Source organism: Campylobacter sp. RM5063 (genome assembly GCF_024723655.1).
GTDB classification, from domain to species: Bacteria; Campylobacterota; Campylobacteria; order Campylobacterales; family Campylobacteraceae; genus Campylobacter_D; species Campylobacter_D lari_D.
On the sequence record NZ_JANQDA010000001.1, the window covers coordinates 92,626 to 111,765 of the forward strand.

Sequence of the window (19,140 nt, forward strand, 5' to 3'; positions counted from 1 at the left end):
TTTATATTTCAAACACCTGTTCTTGATATATCTAAAGTACCACTCATAAAAAGGTATAAAAATACAAAACCTAAAATTATCCTATAAATTCCAAAAGGTATGAAGTTTATCTTGCTGATTAATTTTAAAAATATTTTAATTACTATAAAAGCCACTACAAAAGCTGTTATAAAACCTATGGCTAAAGGAATGAAATTATTCATATTGCTTAGAACTTGTGGTTCTTTATAAATGCTATAAGCTGTTGCTATAATCATAGTAGGAATTGCAAGCAAAAATGAAAATTCAGAAGCAACTTTGCGATCAAGTCCGAGCAATAACCCACCTATGATACTTGCTCCACTTCTTGAAGTACCTGGTATAATAGCAAGAGCTTGGGTTAAACCTATCAAAAAAGCTTGTTTATAACTTACCTCATCTAAAGAGTGGATTGTATAGTCTTTTTTTCTATGTTTAAGTTCTATGATGATAAAAACAATCCCACCAATGATTAACATAGTAGCCACGGTATAGCCATTAAATATTTCTTTTAAAAACTTATATGCTATAAAACCCACCCCACCTGCAGGCAAAAAGCCCACAGCAAGTTTTAACCAAATATCAAGTTTTTGAGTTAGTTTTTCTTTAAAAATAAAAATCACCGCTAGTATAGAACCAAGCTGAATGATGATAAAAAAACTTCTCCAAAAATCATCTATATTTAAACCCAAAATTTCAGCACCCAAGATCATATGCCCAGTAGATGAAACAGGTAAAAATTCTGTCAGACCCTCAATGATTCCTAAAATCAAAGCATAATAATAATCTAAATTCATTTTTTAAGCACTCTTCTTGCAAAAATTAGCATAATCGCTATAAATACTACAAAACCTATAATCCCATCATCTTTAAATGAAGTTGCAATAGCAAGCGGATCTTCAGCTCCACCTCTACTAATAGAAAGCACAGTTAAGCCAGCTATTAATACTCCAAATATACTCTCACCCACTATCAAACCAGAGGCAAATAAGGTTCCTTTTTGCTCATGCTCTTGAATAAGTTCTTTTTTATGAGCATTTTTAGCATATCTTTGCTCCAAACGCTTTTTGATTAAATATGCTAATAATCCACCTACAAATAAAGGCATATTAACAGCAGGTGGTAAATATATACCTATACCCACGGCTAAAGGTGGTAAAGACATATTTTTCTTTCTCAATAAACGATCGACGATAATTATACCAACGCCCACAAAAGCTCCCGCTATAATATAACTCCAATCGATATTAGCGTTAAAAATGCCTTGTGCAATAGTACTCATCAAATTTGCTTGTGGTGCAGCAAGTGCATTTGCCTCATCCATTCCTTCTCTTGGCATTGCACCCACAAAACCATAAGCTTGATATAATAAATTTAAAACAGGAGCTATAGCTAAAGCACCAAACACACAACCTATAATCAAAGAAACTTGCTGTTTCCAAGGAGTTGCACCCACTAAATAGCCAGTTTTTAAATCTTGCAAATTATCATTAGAAATAGCAGCAGTTGCCAAAATAACACTAGTAGTAAATATAGCAAAAGCAATAGCAAATTTAGACATTAAAGGATCGCTAAATAAATCTACTTGATAACCCAAAAGCAAAATAATCAAAGAAGAAATCATAATCCCAATAAGTCCTATACCAGAAATAGGAGAAGATGATGAACCCACCAAACCTGCCATATATCCACAAGCAGAAGCTACAAAAAAGCCTATGAAAATAGCTACTAAAGTTCCTACCAAAGCAAAAAGAATTTGATAACCACTTGCTAAATTTGAATCAGCCACAAAAGCATAAAATGAAATAAACAAACCTATACACATAAGCACAAATAAACCTAGCATAGCTTTTAAAGATAAATCCATATCTTTAGGATCTTGTGAGAGGTTTAATGAGGTTTTTTTAAGCATATTTTTCATGCCATCATAAACAGGCTTTGCAAGCTCTATTAAAGTCCATAATACTGCTATAGCAATAGCTCCTGTACCTATTAAGCGTACTTTTTGAGCCCAAATTTGATTAGCTATATCAAGCGCGCTTAAACTCGCATCAAAACTTTCTTTAGCAGAAAAATATGGCACAAAAACCATCCAAGCAAGCACCATACCCGCAAGTAATGCAACACCTCCGGCTATACCTACTAAGTATCCAGCACCCAAAAGTGCCACTGAATAACCCATAGAAAAGCCAAAAGTCATTTTTTGCCAAATGAATGCAAAACTGCTTCCACTTGAAAGTAGTTTAAAACCGCTTGAAAAAAGACTTATCACAGAAGCAAAAGCCACGCCAAGTGTGATTTCTTTTAAGCCCACTTTTCCTTTTTTATCAGCTTGATCTTTATTAGCTACTTTTAAAATTTCAGCAGCAGCTCTTCCTTCAGGATAAGCTAATTTACTCTCTACCACCATAGCTCTACGCAAAGGTATGGTAAAAAGCACGCCTAATCCACCTCCACAAAGACAGAGCATAAAAGTAAGCCAAAGTGGAAATTCAAACCAATATCCACACATAAAAAGACCTGGTATAACAAAAATCACAGCCGAAAGCGTACCTGCAGCTGAAACTTGAGTTTGAACCATGTTATTTTCTAAAATATTAGAGTCTTTAAAGATTTTTAAAACAGCCATTGCGATCACAACAGCAGGAATAGAAGTAGAAAAAGTAAGACCAACTTTGAGCCCCAAATATACATTTGAGGCGGTAAAAATAATCGTTAAAATACTTCCTAGTATTATACCCCTAAGCGTAAGCTCCGGTAGTGAGTTTTTTGTATGCATTTTGTTTCTCCATTTTTATTGACAACCTTCACATTCTATAGTTCTATCAACCACATCATCATTTACTTTTTGACTATCAGGACTTTCGCTTCTTAGATAATAAGTTGATTTAACACCTAATTCCCAAGCAAGTTGATAAATTTCGTTTAAATATCCACCGCTTGCTTTATCTAAAGAAACAAAGATATTTAATGATTGACCTTGATCAATCCATTTACCACGAATCGCTGCTGCTTTTACTAAGATTTTTTGATCAAGCTCATAAGCAGGGGTATAATACTGCCAAGTATTAGCACTTAAATTTGGCACCACAGTTGGTATCATACCGCTTAAGTTTTGCTCAAACCATTTTCTTTTATATACAGGCTCAATTGTTTGAGTAGTACCCACTAAAATAGAAATAGAAGAAGTTGGTGCTATAGCCATTAAATAACCATTTCTTATACCATCTCTTTTTAGTTTTTCTCTTAATTTTTCCCAATCACACTCACTTTGATCAAATAAACCTTCACTTGCGGTAAGTTTTTTAGCATTTTCATTTGCTACATCAATTGGCACTATACCTTTGCTCCAGTTTGATCCTTCAAAGTCAGGATAACTTCCTTTTTCTAAAGCTAAATTTGAGCTAGCTAAAATAGCCTCATAGCTAATCATCTCCATAATATGGTCAATTTTTTCAAAATGCTCATTAGAACCCCAATAAATTTGAGCTTCAGCTAGCATTTGCGCTTCACCCATTACGCCAAGCCCTATAGCGCGTGATTTTAGATTGGTATTTTTAACCTTTACATGAGGATAAAAATTTAAATCAATCACATTATCAAGCATTCTTATAGCTGTTGGTACTACTCTTTGAATATCTTCTTTGGTGTTAATTTTACTTAAGTTTATACTTGCTAGATTACAAACTGCGGTTTTTCCTTCGTTTTTGTATTTTTCTACTATATAGACTTTTTTACCATTAATACTATCTAAAGTAGAAACTTTTTTAGCAAGTTTTTTATATCCTCCATCTATTGTAAGCTCTTCATCCTCATCTAAATGAAGCTCTGTTTTATCATCAAATACGATTTTGATTTGATAATAATTTGGATCTGTATTTTGAAAAATTTCTGTACATAAATTTGAACTTCTTATAATTCCTGCGTGGGAATTTGGATTTGTTTTGTTTGCACTATCTTTAAAACATAAAAATGGCATACCTGTTTCAAAATAAGATAAAAGTATTTTTTTCCAAAGCTCTTTTGCATCTATAATTTCTTTAGCTATGCTTTCATCTTTTTCAAATTCTTCGTATTTTTTCTCAAATTCTTCACCATATAAATCGCATAAACTTGCAGTATCAGCAGGATCAAAAAGCGTCCATTTACCATTTGTCCTTACTCTTTTCATAAATAAATCATTAATCCACAAAGCAGGGAAAAGTTCATGCGCTCTTCTTCTTTCTTCGCCAGAATTTTTACGCAAATCTAAAAAGTCATTAATATCCATATGCCAAGGTTCAATATATACAGCAATCGCCCCTTTTCTAGTACCAAGTTGATCAACAGCAACGGCTATGTCATTAGTGATTTTTAAAAATGGTATGATCCCGCCTGCTGCGTTTTTATGCCCATCTATACTTCCACCCATAGCACGCACCTTAGACCAATCCCAGCCTATACCACCGCCAAATTTAGACAAGAGTGCCATTTCTTGATAGGAATCAAAAATCCCTTCTATATTATCAGGTGTGCTTCCTATATAACATGAGCTTAATTGGTGTCTTGTAGTTCTTGCATTTGAAAGGGTTGGAGTTGCAAGCATTACTTCAAAAGTTGAGATCAAATCATAAAATTTTTTAGCCCAAGTTTGAGAATCTAATTCATTTTGTGCTAAAAACATCGCAATAGCCATAAACATTTGTTGTGGTAATTCTATAGGCATACCTTTAGAATCTTTAATCAAATACCTATCATATAAAGTTTTTATACCAAGATAAGTAAATTGCAAATCACGCTCTGGCTTGATATAAGCATTAAGATCATCTAAATCATATTTTTCTTTTAAGCCGATTAAAATTCTACCTTCTTTTTCGCCTTTTTCAAGGTATTCTTTTAAATGCTTATACCCATTATAACCACTTACTTTTTTATATAAATCATACAAAAACAATCTTGCAGCAACAAAGGTCCAATTAGGTCTATCAATATCTATTTTATCTACTGCTGTTTTTATAAGAGTTTGTTGGATTTCTTCTGTTGTTATACCATCACGAAATTGAATTTTTGCATCTACTTCAAGCTCACTTTGACTTACATTTTCTAAATTTGCCACCGCGTCGGTAGTATATTTTTTAATCTTAGAAACATCTAACTCTTCAGTTCTTCCATTTCTTTTTAATACTTTCACTCACAACCCCTAGTTTATTATTTAAAAGTTCTTTCAAAAATTTTATCTACATTTTTAATATAGTAGTTATAATCAAAGCAATTTCTAATATCTGCTTCACTTAAAGAATTTTTCAAATCCTCATCAGCTAATAAAGCTAATAAAAACAAACTCTCACCTTTTTCATTTAAAGCAGGCTTACCATTTTGTAAATCAGCCCAAACTTTCATAGCATTTCTTTGAACAATCTTGTAAGCTTCTTCTCTGCTTATACCTTTAAATGGAAGTTCAAGCAATACTCTTTGAGAAAATACAAGCCCTCCAGTTAAATTTAAATTTTTCATCATATTTTCTGGATATACCAAAAGCTTTTCTACCACACCGCATAATCTTGAAAGCATAAAATCAGTCGTGATAAAAGCATCGGGTAATACAAATCTTTCTACACTAGAATGTGATATATCTCTTTCATGCCACAATGCTACATTTTCTAAAGCAGGTGTTACATAAGCTCTTATCATCCTGCAAAGACCGGTAATATTTTCACTCAAAACAGGATTTCTTTTATGAGGCATAGCTGAACTTCCTTTTTGTCCTTGAGAAAAATATTCTTCAGCTTCATATACTTCTGTTCTTTGAAAATGGCGGATAGCAACAGCAATTTGCTCACAACTTGAAGCTAAAATAGCTAAAGCCGAGATAACTTGTGCGTAACGATCTCTTTGTATAACTTGGTTTGAAACTGGCGCTGGTTTAAGATCTAAATTTTTACAAACTTCTTCTTCAAATTCAAGTGGAGCATGAGCAAAATTTCCCATAGCACCACTGATTTTTCCATAGCTAATCACTTCTTTTGTATGAATAATTAAATCTTTTGCATGAACTAGCGAATCATACCAAATAGCCAAAACTAAACCAAAAGTTATAGGCTCTCCATGAATTCCATGACTTCTTCCTACCATTAAGGTATTTTTATGCTCATATGCTCTTGTTTTAATCGCTGCTAAAACTTGATCTAAATCTTGCAAGATTAGTTCTAAACTATCTTTAATCTGCAAAGCAACTGCAGTATCAATACAATCTGAACTTGTCATTGCATAATGTACAAAACGACTTTCCTCACCTAAGCTTTCACTTACACTAGTTAAAAAAGCGATAACATCATGTTTGGTAGTTTTTTCTATTTCATCTATTCTTGCTATATCAAATTTTGCATTTTTTATAATTTTTTCACAATCATCGTCTTTAATAAGACCAAGTTTATTCCACGCTTTCACAGCAGCTAATTCCACTTTTAACCACGCCTCATATTTTGCTTGCATGTCCCATTTTTTAGCCATGATTTCTCTGCTATATCTTTCAACCATTTTCAAGACCTTTTTTTATATAATTTTTTATGAAAAAATAGCTTGAATTTTATTATAAATTACCTAAGAAAGTTATTAAATGGCATATATAAAAAAGAAACTAGCAAATAATGGAAAAAAGGCATTTAGACTACTTATGGATGAGTTAAAAATTTCTATGCGTGAAGCACAAAAACTCATTGATAAAAAAAGACTATTTTGTGATGGAAATTTGGTAGAAGAAAAAAACAAATTTTTAGATGGTCTAGTAGAATTAATCATATATGAAAATAATCCCAAAGGATTAGAAATAGTTTATGAAAATGAAGATTTTGCTGTAGTAGAAAAACCAAGCGGGGTGCTAACTCATCCTAATGGACGCAATTGTGCTTATAGTCTTTGTGATGAAATTTGGCATTTATGGGGTGAAAAAGCTTGCGTGGCTCATAGGCTAGATAAAGAAACAAGCGGACTTTTACTCATAGCAAAGCATAAAAATGCACAAATTGAGTTAAAAACTATGTTTGAAAAAAGATTAGTGCAAAAAAGCTATCTTGCTCTAGTAAAAGGAAAAACTGAAAAAGAATTTATAGTAGATAAAAGCATGGATTTAGCTAAAGACTATGATACAGTAAAAACTAGGATGCATATTTGTGAAAATGGCAAAGAAGCTTTAACACAATTTTATACTTTAGAATATTTTGAAAATTTAGATGCTAGTTTAGTTTTAGCTAAACCTCTAACAGGAAGACAACACCAAATAAGATTACATTTGTTTCATGTGAAACATAAAATTTTAGGTGAACCTTTATATGGTTTAGAAAAAACACAAATAGAGCAAATATTAGATGGAAAAATGAGCGATATAAAAAGAGCTCAAATTACAGGTGCTAAAAGATTGCTTTTACACTCTTTTAGCTTAGAATTTACATATAAAAATCAAAATTTTTTGATACAATCTCAAAAAAACATAAAGGATGAATTTTTGAAAAGTCTACCTTAATCTTTTTCTAACTTTAAAACTTTATCAGTTTGGATTGCAACTGCAATTTGCTTAGCTGGCTCACCATAATCTCTACAATAATCACAAGATTTATAAAAATCTTGAGAATAAAATTCAAAAAATCTTTCTTTAGAATCCTCTAAATTTAAAAAATCACCATTAAATTCTTCAAGTCCTTTTAAACGTGATAAAGAACTTGATATAGGACAAACAAAAATAGCTCCTTTAGGTGCTAATTGTTTATTTTCTAAGCCCTCAGATGTCATCAAACTTACACATGGCATTTGACAATTACGATAATTTTTGATTATATCTTCTTTACTTCTACCGCGTTTATAAATTTTTTCAGGATCACTCCAAGTAGAATTTTCGCCACTAGAGTCCATAGAAAATGGAATTTTATTTTCTTTTAATTTTCTTAGAATGCTTTCTTGTTTTAGTGGAATTTTTAAATTTGGCGATCTTTTGTAATCTGAAATTGTAATTTTTCTAACCTTATTAGATTTTTTTAACTTTTTCATCAATTCATCTTTAAAATCAATGGTTGCATTAGTAACTAAAGAAAAAGTTAATATTTTCTTTTGAGTATCTAAATAATCAATCAATTGTGGTAAATCTTTAAACAACAGGGGTTCTCCACCTATAATTCTAACTCTTGCAATAGAATCTACCTTAGATAAAAGTAGATCTAATGATTCCATAATGCCCTCTAAAGTACAGGTATATTGATTTGATGGTGAAAAATACTGCATCAAATTATTACATGATTCACAACGCAAAGTACATCTTGTAGTTAAAACTAATTCTAAATAAGGAATATCCACCTTACCTTCTAAAACCCTCTTTTCGAAGTATTTTTTCAAATAAAATTTTCTCATCAAAGCAGCATAAGGAACTTTAAAAATTCTAGCAATTCCTCTTTTACCATTTAAATGAGAAAAATACCAAGAAATATTTGGCTTTATATATCTATTTTGAAATAATTGATTTTCTAACAATTGTTTTTTATCTATCATTATTTTTCCCTTCATTTTTTAATACATAAATAATCCCACCAAGTCCTATGATTACCACTATGCTTATAAAAATAAGTTGGACTATATCTAAAAAAGTCATTGTTTACTCTGCCTTTCTTTAAGCTGTCCGCATGCAGCTGAAATATCAAGTCCCTTGCTTTCTCTTATCGTACAAGTAACACCTTTTGCACTTAAATAATCTTGAAATTTAACCGCATTTTCAACACTTGGTCTTTTATATAAACTTCCTTCGTGTGGATTAAAAAGTATTAAATTCACTTTGGCTTTTATACCATTTAAGAGCTTGACTAGTTCTTTTGCATGTTCTATTTTATCATTTATCCCATCAATTAAAAGGTATTCAAACATTACTCTTTTACGCTGATCTATAGGAAAATTTCTCACCGCTTCCATAATGCTTGCTATATTATAAGCTTTATTAATAGGCATTAATTCACTTCTAAGCTCATCATTTACAGCATGGAGCGAAATAGCCAAAAGCACACCTAAATTCATTTCTCCAAGCTCTTTAATTTGCTTTGCTAAACCACTTGTACTTATAGTTTGTCTTCTAGGGCTTATCGCTAAAGCATCATTATCAGCTAAAATTTTAACTGCCTTAGAAACATTTTTAAGATTATCCAAAGGCTCTCCCATACCCATATAGACTATATTAACCCTTCTTTCATAAGGTATGTTATTATGTTTTTTAATCCATAAAATTTGTCCTACTATTTCTCCTGCAGTCAAATTTCTTTTCAAACCACCTTTAGCAGTCAGACAAAAACTGCACCCACTTTTACACCCCACTTGAGAGGAAACACAAATAGTATATCTTGCATGTTTGATGATTTTTCCATTTTCATCTACAAGCTCTTCTTTCATAGGTAGCAAAACAGCTTCTATTTTTTTACCATCTAAAAGCTCAAAAAGATATTTAATACTACCATCTTTGCTTTTTTCATCTTTCACACATTTTAAAGGTGAAAAATGAAAATTTTCTTGTAAATACACTCTAAAGTCTTTTGGTAAAGATGACATTTGTAAAAAATCGTCTGCATATTTTTTATATAACCATTCAAAAATTTGCTTTGCTCTAAATTTTGGTTGGACTAAATTTTCTAATTCTTCTTTAGTAAAATCTAATATATTTTTTAATTCACTCAATTTTTTTCCTATATAAGTTTCTTATCTAATAAAAAATCTTTTAATAATTCTTTTGCTTCTTGATGATTTTTTAAAAAATCTTCATGTGCAAATTCATTACAAAAATTTGTAGCACATAAATAACAAATTCCTTCTATTCCTTGCATTTTTGCACAAGAAAGCACAGCGTATGCTTCCATATTTTCTATATGTACGCCTTTTTTAAAAAATTCTTGGGCAATATTTTCATCTTTGCAAATATAATTTGAAGAATTAATCATAGTTTCATGTGAAACATTTAATCTAATCTCATTTGCTATAGGTGTATAAAAACTATCAAATAAATCTGCGTATTCTAAATTTGCAGCATTAGAACTTTCATAAATGTCTAAAATTTTTCCTTCTTGGTAAATTCCACATGTACCTATAAAAATCACTCTATCTGCTTTTATTTGACTTAAAATTTTACCTAGATAAAAAGCAGAATTAACTAAACCTATGCCTATACTTTGTGCAAATTTAAAATCCTCATTTCCTCCTGCACACACTATAAGATTTTTCAAAAATTAACCTTTATAAAAAATAATTCAAATTTTATCTAATTAGCGCTTAAAATAATGCTATAATTAATATTTTTTAGATAAAATAAATTTATGATAAAAGCAAAAAAACATTTTGGGCAAAATTTTTTATGTGATAAAAGCGTGGTAGATAAAATCATCCAAGCCATACCCAAAGATACTAAAAATATAGTTGAGATTGGGCCTGGCTTAGGTGATTTAACGCAAGAACTTTTGAAAATTCCACAAGCTCATATTAGAGCTTATGAGATTGATAAAGATTTGATTCCTATTTTAAATAAAAAATTTCAAAATGAGATTGAAGGTGGAAATTTTGAGCTTATTCATCAAAATGCAAGTGATGCTTTTGATCAAGGAAGTTTAAGCGATAAAGAGTACTTTTTAGTAGCAAATTTACCATATTATATTGCTACAAATTTGATTTTAAAAGCCCTAGAAGATCAAAATTGCCTTGGGCTTATAGTAATGGTGCAAAAAGAAGTGGCACAGAAATTTTGTGCGAATGAAAAAGAAAGTAATTTTTCGGCCTTAGGGGTGCTTTGTGCATTAATATGCCAAAGACAAATGCTTTTTGATATACAACCACAAAGCTTTAATCCTCCACCAAAAGTTACTTCAGCTGTAATGAAGTTAATAAAAACTACTCATTATCAGCAAAAATGTGAAAATATAGAAGCTTTTAAAGAATTTCTTAGAGCTTGTTTTCAAAATCCTAGAAAACAACTCTTATCTAATTTTAAAAATAAAAAAGAAAAAATTCTAAAAGCATTTGAAGCACTAAACATCTCTTCTACCTCAAGAGCTCATGAAATTAGCGTTGATTCATACCTTAAAATTTATGACTATTTAAAGGATGACTATGAGCGAAGAAAACAAAACTCAAGAACAAAATAAAACTAAAAGATTTAATAAATTTAGAAACAAAAGAAAAAAAGATTCACAAAATCAAGAGCAAAATAGTGAAATTAAAAATGAAACAAAAGTAGAAAATGCTCAAACTGAAGCTAGCGAAGAAAAAAAGAAAAAGAAAAAAAATAGAAATTTACCATCTAAATTAAGCGGTAATGAAGAATGGCAAATAGAACTTGCTAAAAGCATAGAAGCTAATAAAATCATGCACGAGCTAAGACTTCACCCTTTAAAACACAACAACTCAAGCGAACATAAAATTCGTATTACACCTTTGGGTGGGCTTGGGGAAATCGGTGGAAATATCACTGTTTTTGAAACCAACAACGATGCAATTATCGTTGATATAGGTATGAGTTTTCCAGATGGAACCATGCATGGAGTAGATATTATCATACCTGATTTTGACTATGTAAGAAAGATTAAAAACAAAATTCGCGCTATCATCATCACTCATGCTCATGAAGATCACATCGGTGCTGTGCCATATTTTTTCAAAGAATTTCAATTTCCTATCTACGCAACACCTTTAGCACTAGGTATGATTTCAAATAAATTTGAAGAGCATGGTTTAAAGGCTGAGCGTAAATGGTTTAGACCTATAACAAAAAGACAAATTTATGAAATAGGTGAATTTAATTTAGAATGGATTCACATAACCCACTCTATCATCGATGCTTGTGCTTTGGCTATTAAAACTAAAGCAGGAACCATCATACACACTGGCGATTTTAAAATAGATCAAACACCAATTGATGGCTATCCAACAGATTTAAGTCGTTTAGCTCAATATGGCGAAGAAGGCGTACTTTGTCTTTTAAGTGATAGTACAAACTCATATAAAGAAGGTTATACAAAAAGTGAAAGCTCCGTAGGACCTACTTTTGATCAAATTTTTGCCAAAACTAAAGGCAGGGTAATCATGAGCACCTTTAGCTCTAATATCCACCGCGTATATCAAGCTATTAGTTATGGTTTAAAATACGGCAGAAAAGTGTGTGTTATAGGGCGTTCTATGGAAAGAAATCTCTATACTACTATGGAACTTGGCTATATCAAACTTGATAGGAAAATTTTCATTGACGCTGATGAAGTAAGCAAATACAAAGACAACGAAGTACTAATTGTCACTACAGGAAGTCAAGGCGAGACCATGAGTGCTTTATATAGAATGGCAACTGATGAGCATAAATTTATCAAAATCAAACCTAGCGATCAAGTTATCATTTCAGCTAAAGCAATACCAGGTAATGAAGCAAATGTTTCTGCTGTACTTGATTTTCTTTTAAAAGCAGGAGCTAAAGTAGCTTATCAAGAATTTAGTGAAATTCATGTAAGCGGACATGCTAGTATAGAAGAACAAAAACTCATGCTAACTTTAGTAAAACCTAAATTTTTCTTACCAGTGCATGGAGAGTATAATCATATCAATAAACACAAAGAAACTGCTCTAAAATGTGGTATACCTGAAAGAAACATCTACTTAATGAGTGATGGGGATCAAGTAGAGCTTTGTCAAAAATACATCAAACGTGTAAAAACAGTTAAAACAGGAAAAGTCTTTGTGGATAATCAAATCAACAAACAAATCGCAGATGATGTGGTAATTGATAGACAAAAACTAGCAGATAGCGGTATAGTTGTCATCATCGCCCAGCTTGATAAAGCAAGTAAAACACTAATTAATAAACCAAGAGTATTTAGTTATGGCTTGGTAGCTGATAAACAAGATGGAGCATTCTCAAAAGAAATGAGTGATGTTTTAAGTCAATTTTTCCCAAATGTAAAAGATGAAATTTTAGATAATCCAAAAGTTTTAGAAGCTCAAATTAGACAAGTACTAAGAAAGCATATTTTTAGAAAAATCAAAAAATATCCAACCATAGTACCAACTATTTTTGTGATGTAAAGTAAAATTATGAGAATTAATAAATTCATCTCACACAATAGCAAATATTCTCGCCGTGAGGCTGATGAGCTAATCAAGCAAGGCTTAGTAAAAATCAATAAAAAAACAGCCTTGCTAAATGATAGTGTAAATGCTGAGGATAAAGTTTTTATCAATGGTAAAAAACTCCATAAAAAAACACAATTTTCAGTCATCATTTATCACAAACAAAAAGGCGAAATAGTTAGTAAAAAAGATGATAGAGGCAGAAAAACCATCTATCATACTTTACCAAAACAATTTAGCACTTGGCTTAGTGTAGGAAGACTTGACTTTGCAAGCGAGGGATTACTTTTACTAACTGATTCACCTGTAATAGCAGATGCACTTATGCATAGTGATTTAGAAAGAGAATATTACTTAAAAGTAAAAGGTAATATAGATAAAAATGTCATCGAAGCTATGCAAAATGGCTTAGAAATTCAAAATGAAAAAAAAGGGGCTCACGCCAAAACTAAAATAACCTCAATGAGTTTTGCTCCATTTTTAGGCTTTGAAATTTTTGGTTCAAGCGGAGGCTATACGAAACTAAAAGTAATCATTAATGAAGGTAAAAATAGGGAGCTAAGACGCTTTTTTGGACATTTTGATTTAGAAGTGATGGATCTTAAAAGAGTGGCATTTGGAGCATTAGATCTTGGTATGTTAAAAACTGGCAAATATCGTTATTTGGAAAATGGCGAGTATGAAAAACTGCGTGATTTTTTAAAAATAAATGATATTAGGTATTAAAATTAATACTTTAAAAATACTTAAATTAATTAAAATTTAATTTTAATTTTGTATAATTAGCAATTTAATTTATATAAAAAAGGAAAATTATGGCAAACCATAAATCTGCTGAAAAAAGAGCAAGACAAACTATCAAAAGAACTGAAAGAAATAGATTTTATAGAACAAGATTAAAAAACATTACAAAAGCGGTTCGCGAAGCAGCGGCAAATAACGATAAAGAAGCTGCGCAAAATGCATTAAAAGTAGCTAATAAAAGCATTCACGCTATGGTAAGTCGCGGATTTTTGAAAAAACAAACTGCATCACGCCGTGTTAGCAGATTAGCATTATTGGTAAACAAATTAGCATAATTAATGTTAGCTGATAAACTCAAACCTTTTTTAGCACGCTTTGATGAGTTAAATACTCTTCTTAGTGATGTTAATATCTCTAATGATATTTCTAAAATGACAGCTCTATCTAAAGAGCAAAAAAATTTAGAACCCATAGTAGAAAAAGCAAAAGAATATCTCAAAACCTTAGATGATATAGAAGAAAATAAACTTCTTTTATCTGATCCTGAACTAGGTGAACTTGCAAAAGAAGAACTTAAGAATCTCGAAGTTTTAAAGCCACAACTTGAAGAAAAATTAAAAATTCTTTTATTACCTAAAGATCCAAACGATGATAAGAATATCTTTTTAGAAATTCGTGCAGGTACAGGTGGCGATGAAGCTTCTTTATTTGTTGGGGATTTAGTAAAAGCTTATATACGCTATGCTGAAAATCGTGATTATAAATATGAAATTGTAAGTTCAAGTGAAGGTAGCGTAGGTGGATTTAAAGAAATCATCATTCTTATCAAAGGAAATGGAGCTTATTCAAGGCTAAAATACGAAGGTGGCACGCATAGGGTTCAAAGAGTACCTGAAACAGAATCTCAAGGTAGAGTTCATACTTCAGCTATTACAGTGGCTATTATGCCTGAAGTTGATGATGTTGAAATTCAAATCAATCCAAATGATTTAAAAATCGATGTAATGCGTAGTAGCGGTCATGGTGGTCAAAGCGTAAATACCACAGATAGTGCTGTAAGAATCACTCACATTCCAACAGGTATAGTTGTAGTAAATCAAGATGGTAAAAGCCAACATAAAAACAAAGAAAGTGCCATGAAAGTCTTAAAGGCAAGACTTTTTGAAATGCAAGAACAAGAACGCTTAGCTAAAGAAAGCCAAGCAAGAAAATCACAAGTTGGAAGTGGTGATAGAAGCGAACGCATACGCACTTATAATTTCCCTCAAAATAGAATTAGTGATCATAGAATAAATCTTACTTTATATAGACTTGATGCGATTTTAGAAGGTGGACTTTTTGATGAAATCATCGAGCCATTAATCGCTTATTATCAAGCAGAGGCTTTAAAACAAGAAAATTTATAATTCTTGTTTTAATTATTGCTTGCTAATAAAATTCTATATTGTTCTTTATCAACATTTATCAAAAGCGAAACTAATTTAAAAGCTCTAAATTTTTCCATTATAAAAAGATCTTTACTATCTTTTAAAACTATAGCAACTAAATTTTTCATTACTTTATCAAGCCAAATATTTTTATATTTATCATTTGCTGAATGATATCTTCCAATAGCATTCCAATTAAACCCGTATCGTTGTATAATTTCATAAAGTAATCTTGCTGCTATGTCTATATTTGCACTAACTTTTACAATCTCTTTTTCGCTAACACCATAACGCTTTAAATGAATGCTATTAATTTGCATTAAACCATAATCTCTTGTTTGATTTTTATTTCTACCAATGATATTATGTTCATAAGCTGCATTCTCTGTCAAAGCTATGGCTTTAAGTAATGCCATGGGTATGTTATACTTTCTAGCTGCGATTTTAAAATCTTTATCATATTTATAAAAATTTTCAGGTATATAAGTATCGCCTATAAAAATTTTTGTATCAAAAGCAAAAGTAAAATTAAAAAATATTGCTAATAATAAAATCCTTTTTAACATTTTACTCCTTTATAGTACTTATGCTATAGCAAATTTATAAATAAAAATTATGCAAATAAGTTAATAAATTATCTAAGAATTTCTTTTATAGTAAGTTGAGGGGTGATTAATCCTCTAAAATTATTTTTAGAAATACTAGCTATAAAATCAATATTTTCACCAATTTCTGGCTCATAATCAAAGTTAAAAAATAAAGCTTCTAAAGTCTTATTTCCTTGTGTTAAAATAAGTTTTATATGATTTTCATCTTTACCAAGTCTTTTTTTGTTTTTTACAAAAAGCTTATCAAATTTAAAATATGGTCTTGGGTTTTTATGCCCAAAAGGTTCAAAAAATTCCAATATCTCTAAAAGTTCAAAATCAACTTCATTTGGATCAATACTACCTAAAACCTCATCAGTATTGTAAAAATCATCTTTAGGGATATTTTGACAAATTTCATAAAGCTTATTTTTAAAAATACCAAATTTTTCAAGCTCGACTAAAACTCCAGCTGCACCTTTATGTCCACCATAGCTTAAAACAAATTCTTTAGCTTGTTCTATAACATTTAAAATATCTATCCTACCCACACTTCTAACGCTAGCTTTAGCCTTTTGCTCACATTCTGAAAAAACAAAGGCAGGCTTGTTAAAATGCTTTGCTAAACGACTTGCAACTATACCCAAAACACCCTCATGCCAATTTTGGCCATTGACAATAATCACAGGATCATTTTCATCAACTTGTTCTAAACATTGTTTAAAAAGCTCGCGCTCTTCATCTTTACGGCTATTATTATAAGTAATGATTTGTTCTAAATAACCCATAACCTCATTAATATTTTTAGAATGCAAAAATTTATAAGAAATAATCGCATCATCCATTCTACCTGCACTATTAATCAAAGGTGCAATTAAAAAACTAATATTATCAAGCTCAAATTTATCCTTACCAAAATACTGCTTGATAGCTTTAAATGCAACTCGTTTTGAATCATTAATACACTCTATGCCTTTTCTGACTAAGGCTCTATTTAAATCTCTAAGCTCCATCATATCTGCGATAATTGCGATAGATAAAAGCTCTATAAATTTACACATATTATAATTAATCTTACATACTTCTTTTATAGCAGCAACTAAATACCAAGCCACTTGAGCACCACAAATTTCAATATCAGGAAATTCACAATCTTGTTGTTTAGGATTAATGATCGCATAAGCTTTTGGTAAAGTAGCTGGAGGCATATGATGATCGGTAATGATTAAATCAATTCCTTTTTGTAAACAAAGCTCTGCTGCATCAAAAGCTGCTATACCATTATCTACAGTGATGATTAAATCTACCCCATTAAGTTCATTGATGATTTCTTCATTTAGACCATATCCATCTTTAAAACGATTTGGAATTTTTACCACATAGTCATATCCGATATCATCAAAAAATTCAGATAAAATCACACAAGAAATCACCCCATCTACATCATAATCTCCAACAATAGCAAGCTTTTGATTTTTTTCAATCGCTTCTTTAATACGCAAAGCACCCTTATAGACATCTTTTAAACAAGATGGCATAGGTAAATCACAAAGCTTTACATGTGTATCATTGATAAAACGCTGGTGTAAAATTTCTTTTATTTTGGCTTTATTTAGCATGATTTGTTAAAGATGCCTTGATAAAAGAAAAAATAGCCGGATTAACCCTAACTAAGCGTGAAGTAAATTCAGGGTGAAACTGCACTGCTAAGAAAAATGGATGATCTTTAAGCTCTACAGCCTCAACTAAACCTTCATTTTCCCCGCTTATAATAAGCCCATTTTTTTCAAACATTTCTTTATATTTTGGATTAGCTTCATAGCGGTGGCGGTGGCGTTCTTTTACGCTTTTTTGATTATCATAAACCTTACTTAAAAGTGTATTTGGCTTGATATGACACTCATAAGCTCCAAGACGCATAGTTCCACCAAGTGGAGTTTTACTTGTTCTAATTTGCTTTTCTCCACTTGCGTCAATAAATTCATCAATCAAAAAGATGATAGGATTTTTACAATTTGGATTAAACTCGTGAGAATTTGCATCTTCTAGTTTTAAAACATTGCGTGCAAATTCCACTAAAGAAAGCTGCATACCCAAACAAATTCCTAAAAATGGAATTTTATTTTCTCTTGCATATTGTATGGCTTTGATTTTTCCTTCTACTCCACGGTAGCCAAAACCACCTGCTACTAAAATCCCATTTACATCTTTAAAGCTTTCTTCGACATTTGCATTTTCTAATTTTTCACTATCGATCCATTTTAAATTTACTCTTGCATCAAGTGCTGCACCTGCATGGATAATGGCCTCTGTTAAGCTTTTATAGCTTTCTTTTAAATCTACATATTTTCCTACAAAAGCGATACTAAGTTCATTACTTGGAGCGATGACTCTTTTTACTAAAGAATCCCATTCGTTCATACTTGGCTTTAAATTTTGAAGATCTAATAAACTTGCAATAGAATTTAAAATATCTTGTTTTAAAAAATTTAGTGGAATTTGATAAATACTAGCTGCATCCACACTTTCTATAACGCAGTTTTTTTCAACTCCGCATGAAATTGCGATTTTGTCTTTTAACTCTCTATCTAAAGATTTTTCACTTCTGCAAATGATCATATCAGGGCTTATACCTATACGGCGTAATTCTCCCACACTATGTTGAGTTGGTTTTGTTTTAAGTTCTCCTGCTGCTTTGATAAATGGCACTAAAGTCAAGTGAATATTAATAGCATTGTATTTACCCACTTCAAGTTTTAAAGCTCTAATAGCTTCTAAAAATGGTAAGCCTTCTATATCTCCTACCGTGCCACCTATTTCAACGATTAAAATATCTTTATCAACTCCGGCCTTTTTAATGCGATCTTTTATCTCATCAACTATATGAGGGATTACTTGTATAGTTTTTCCTAAGTAATCTCCTCTTCTTTCTTTTTCTATAACACTTTGATAAACTCTTCCTGTGGTAAAGTTATTATCTTGAGTTAAATTCTCATTTAAAAATCTCTCATAATGTCCTAAGTCTAAATCTGTCTCAGCTCCATCTTCAGTTACAAACACTTCCCCATGCTCTAAAGGACTCATCGTGCCAGGATCTACATTAATATAAGGATCTGCTTTTAAAATACTTACTTTTAAACCTGAATTTTTTAAAATAGTAGCAATAGATGCTGCTGCTATACCTTTTCCTAATGAGCTTAAAACACCACCGGTTACAAAAATATATTTAGTTTGTTTTAATTTCATAAAATAACCTTAAT

General features: G+C 31.0%; 17 protein-coding genes. 6 read left to right on the plus strand and 11 right to left on the minus strand.

What is annotated here, in order from left to right; all coding sequences use genetic code 11:
* Positions 1-8: 8 nt before the first annotated feature.
* Genes CAMP5063_RS00600 through purB form a run of 4 tightly spaced genes read right to left on the minus strand, consistent with a single transcriptional unit; the run spans position 9 to position 6,534 of the window.
* Entirely contained in the window at positions 9-815 is an 807-nt protein-coding gene (locus CAMP5063_RS00600) for an undecaprenyl-diphosphate phosphatase (protein ID WP_263659205.1), read from the minus strand.
* On the minus strand, positions 812-2,797 hold the full coding sequence (locus tag CAMP5063_RS00605) for an OPT family oligopeptide transporter (RefSeq protein ID WP_337194611.1): 1,986 nt from the start codon (positions 2,795-2,797) through the stop codon (positions 812-814). The genes CAMP5063_RS00600 and CAMP5063_RS00605 overlap by 4 nt, the downstream gene beginning before the upstream one ends.
* 15 nt (positions 2,798-2,812) lie before the next feature.
* A complete protein-coding gene (locus CAMP5063_RS00610) occupies positions 2,813-5,188 on the minus strand; it encodes a ribonucleoside-diphosphate reductase subunit alpha (protein ID WP_337194612.1) in 2,376 nt (791 codons plus the stop codon).
* A gap of 17 nt (positions 5,189-5,205) precedes the next feature.
* The gene (gene purB / locus CAMP5063_RS00615) at positions 5,206-6,534 is read right to left on the minus strand and encodes an adenylosuccinate lyase (protein ID WP_337194613.1); all 1,329 of its coding nucleotides are present in this window, start codon (positions 6,532-6,534) and stop codon (positions 5,206-5,208) included.
* Between the two features lie 79 nt (positions 6,535-6,613).
* Here purB and CAMP5063_RS00620 point away from each other — a divergent pair, with 79 nt between their 5' ends.
* The gene (locus CAMP5063_RS00620; RefSeq protein ID WP_337194614.1) at positions 6,614-7,516 is read left to right on the plus strand and encodes an RluA family pseudouridine synthase; all 903 of its coding nucleotides are present in this window, start codon (positions 6,614-6,616) and stop codon (positions 7,514-7,516) included.
* Here the strand turns inward: CAMP5063_RS00620 and CAMP5063_RS00625 are convergent.
* The 4 genes from CAMP5063_RS00625 to CAMP5063_RS00640 are packed head-to-tail and all read right to left on the minus strand — an operon-like array spanning position 7,513 to position 10,241.
* The gene (locus CAMP5063_RS00625) at positions 7,513-8,532 is read right to left on the minus strand and encodes a radical SAM protein (RefSeq protein ID WP_337194615.1); all 1,020 of its coding nucleotides are present in this window, start codon (positions 8,530-8,532) and stop codon (positions 7,513-7,515) included. The genes CAMP5063_RS00620 and CAMP5063_RS00625 overlap by 4 nt on opposite strands.
* Positions 8,522-8,632: a hypothetical protein gene (locus CAMP5063_RS00630; protein ID WP_263659213.1), complete on the minus strand. Its 111-nt coding sequence runs from the start codon at positions 8,630-8,632 to the stop codon at positions 8,522-8,524. Before CAMP5063_RS00630 ends, CAMP5063_RS00625 begins: the two co-directional genes overlap by 11 nt.
* The gene (gene rlmN / locus CAMP5063_RS00635) at positions 8,629-9,699 is read right to left on the minus strand and encodes a 23S rRNA (adenine(2503)-C(2))-methyltransferase RlmN (protein ID WP_263661401.1); all 1,071 of its coding nucleotides are present in this window, start codon (positions 9,697-9,699) and stop codon (positions 8,629-8,631) included. Before rlmN ends, CAMP5063_RS00630 begins: the two co-directional genes overlap by 4 nt.
* An 8-nt stretch (positions 9,700-9,707) precedes the next feature.
* Positions 9,708-10,241 (minus strand): purine-nucleoside phosphorylase, encoded by a 534-nt coding sequence (locus CAMP5063_RS00640; RefSeq protein WP_263660411.1) that lies wholly within the window; start codon positions 10,239-10,241, stop codon positions 9,708-9,710.
* A gap of 90 nt (positions 10,242-10,331) precedes the next feature.
* Between CAMP5063_RS00640 and rsmA the strand changes: the two genes are divergently transcribed.
* From rsmA to prfA, 5 genes are all read left to right on the plus strand, one after another.
* The gene (rsmA, locus tag CAMP5063_RS00645) at positions 10,332-11,153 is read left to right on the plus strand and encodes a 16S rRNA (adenine(1518)-N(6)/adenine(1519)-N(6))-dimethyltransferase RsmA (RefSeq protein ID WP_263661399.1); all 822 of its coding nucleotides are present in this window, start codon (positions 10,332-10,334) and stop codon (positions 11,151-11,153) included.
* A complete protein-coding gene (locus tag CAMP5063_RS00650) occupies positions 11,119-13,077 on the plus strand; it encodes a ribonuclease J (protein ID WP_263728425.1) in 1,959 nt (652 codons plus the stop codon). The genes rsmA and CAMP5063_RS00650 overlap by 35 nt, the downstream gene beginning before the upstream one ends.
* 9 nt (positions 13,078-13,086) lie before the next feature.
* The gene (locus CAMP5063_RS00655) at positions 13,087-13,848 is read left to right on the plus strand and encodes a pseudouridine synthase (RefSeq protein ID WP_337194616.1); all 762 of its coding nucleotides are present in this window, start codon (positions 13,087-13,089) and stop codon (positions 13,846-13,848) included.
* 89 nt (positions 13,849-13,937) lie between these two features.
* Positions 13,938-14,201, plus strand: coding sequence for a 30S ribosomal protein S20 (gene rpsT, locus CAMP5063_RS00660; RefSeq protein WP_039617063.1), 264 nt, complete (start codon positions 13,938-13,940; stop codon positions 14,199-14,201).
* A 3-nt stretch (positions 14,202-14,204) separates the two neighbouring features.
* Positions 14,205-15,272 carry a peptide chain release factor 1 gene (gene prfA / locus CAMP5063_RS00665; RefSeq protein WP_133319093.1) on the plus strand — a complete coding sequence of 356 codons (1,068 nt, stop codon included), beginning with the start codon at positions 14,205-14,207 and terminating at the stop codon, positions 15,270-15,272.
* 8 nt (positions 15,273-15,280) lie between these two features.
* Here the strand turns inward: prfA and CAMP5063_RS00670 are convergent, their stop codons facing one another.
* The 3 genes from CAMP5063_RS00670 to CAMP5063_RS00680 form a co-directional block, all read right to left on the minus strand.
* Positions 15,281-15,859, minus strand: a complete 579-nt coding sequence (locus CAMP5063_RS00670) for a lytic transglycosylase domain-containing protein (protein WP_337194617.1) — start codon at positions 15,857-15,859, stop codon at positions 15,281-15,283.
* A 68-nt stretch (positions 15,860-15,927) separates the two neighbouring features.
* Positions 15,928-17,499 (minus strand): single-stranded-DNA-specific exonuclease RecJ, encoded by a 1,572-nt coding sequence (gene recJ, locus CAMP5063_RS00675; protein WP_263659219.1) that lies wholly within the window; start codon positions 17,497-17,499, stop codon positions 15,928-15,930.
* A complete protein-coding gene (locus CAMP5063_RS00680; protein WP_263659220.1) occupies positions 17,489-19,126 on the minus strand; it encodes a CTP synthase in 1,638 nt (545 codons plus the stop codon). The genes recJ and CAMP5063_RS00680 overlap by 11 nt, the downstream gene beginning before the upstream one ends.
* Positions 19,127-19,140: the final 14 nt, after the last annotated feature.

What these genes read in the sequence shown, in the direction of transcription:
- CAMP5063_RS00600 (WP_263659205.1), bottom strand. Translation starts at nt 815, where the DNA reads ATGAATTTAGATTATTATTATGCTTTGATTTTAGGAATCATTGAGGGT.
- CAMP5063_RS00605 (WP_337194611.1), bottom strand. Translation starts at nt 2,797, where the DNA reads ATGCATACAAAAAACTCACTACCGGAGCTTACGCTTAGGGGTATAATA.
- purB (WP_337194613.1), bottom strand. Translation starts at nt 6,534, where the DNA reads ATGGTTGAAAGATATAGCAGAGAAATCATGGCTAAAAAATGGGACATG.
- CAMP5063_RS00620 (WP_337194614.1), top strand. Translation starts at nt 6,614, where the DNA reads ATGGCATATATAAAAAAGAAACTAGCAAATAATGGAAAAAAGGCATTT.
- CAMP5063_RS00625 (WP_337194615.1), bottom strand. Translation starts at nt 8,532, where the DNA reads ATGATAGATAAAAAACAATTGTTAGAAAATCAATTATTTCAAAATAGA.
- CAMP5063_RS00630 (WP_263659213.1), bottom strand. Translation starts at nt 8,632, where the DNA reads ATGACTTTTTTAGATATAGTCCAACTTATTTTTATAAGCATAGTGGTA.
- rsmA (WP_263661399.1), top strand. Translation starts at nt 10,332, where the DNA reads ATGATAAAAGCAAAAAAACATTTTGGGCAAAATTTTTTATGTGATAAA.
- CAMP5063_RS00650 (WP_263728425.1), top strand. Translation starts at nt 11,119, where the DNA reads ATGAGCGAAGAAAACAAAACTCAAGAACAAAATAAAACTAAAAGATTT.
- CAMP5063_RS00655 (WP_337194616.1), top strand. Translation starts at nt 13,087, where the DNA reads ATGAGAATTAATAAATTCATCTCACACAATAGCAAATATTCTCGCCGT.
- rpsT (WP_039617063.1), top strand. Translation starts at nt 13,938, where the DNA reads ATGGCAAACCATAAATCTGCTGAAAAAAGAGCAAGACAAACTATCAAA.
- prfA (WP_133319093.1), top strand. Translation starts at nt 14,205, where the DNA reads ATGTTAGCTGATAAACTCAAACCTTTTTTAGCACGCTTTGATGAGTTA.
- CAMP5063_RS00670 (WP_337194617.1), bottom strand. Translation starts at nt 15,859, where the DNA reads ATGTTAAAAAGGATTTTATTATTAGCAATATTTTTTAATTTTACTTTT.
- recJ (WP_263659219.1), bottom strand. Translation starts at nt 17,499, where the DNA reads ATGCTAAATAAAGCCAAAATAAAAGAAATTTTACACCAGCGTTTTATC.
- CAMP5063_RS00680 (WP_263659220.1), bottom strand. Translation starts at nt 19,126, where the DNA reads ATGAAATTAAAACAAACTAAATATATTTTTGTAACCGGTGGTGTTTTA.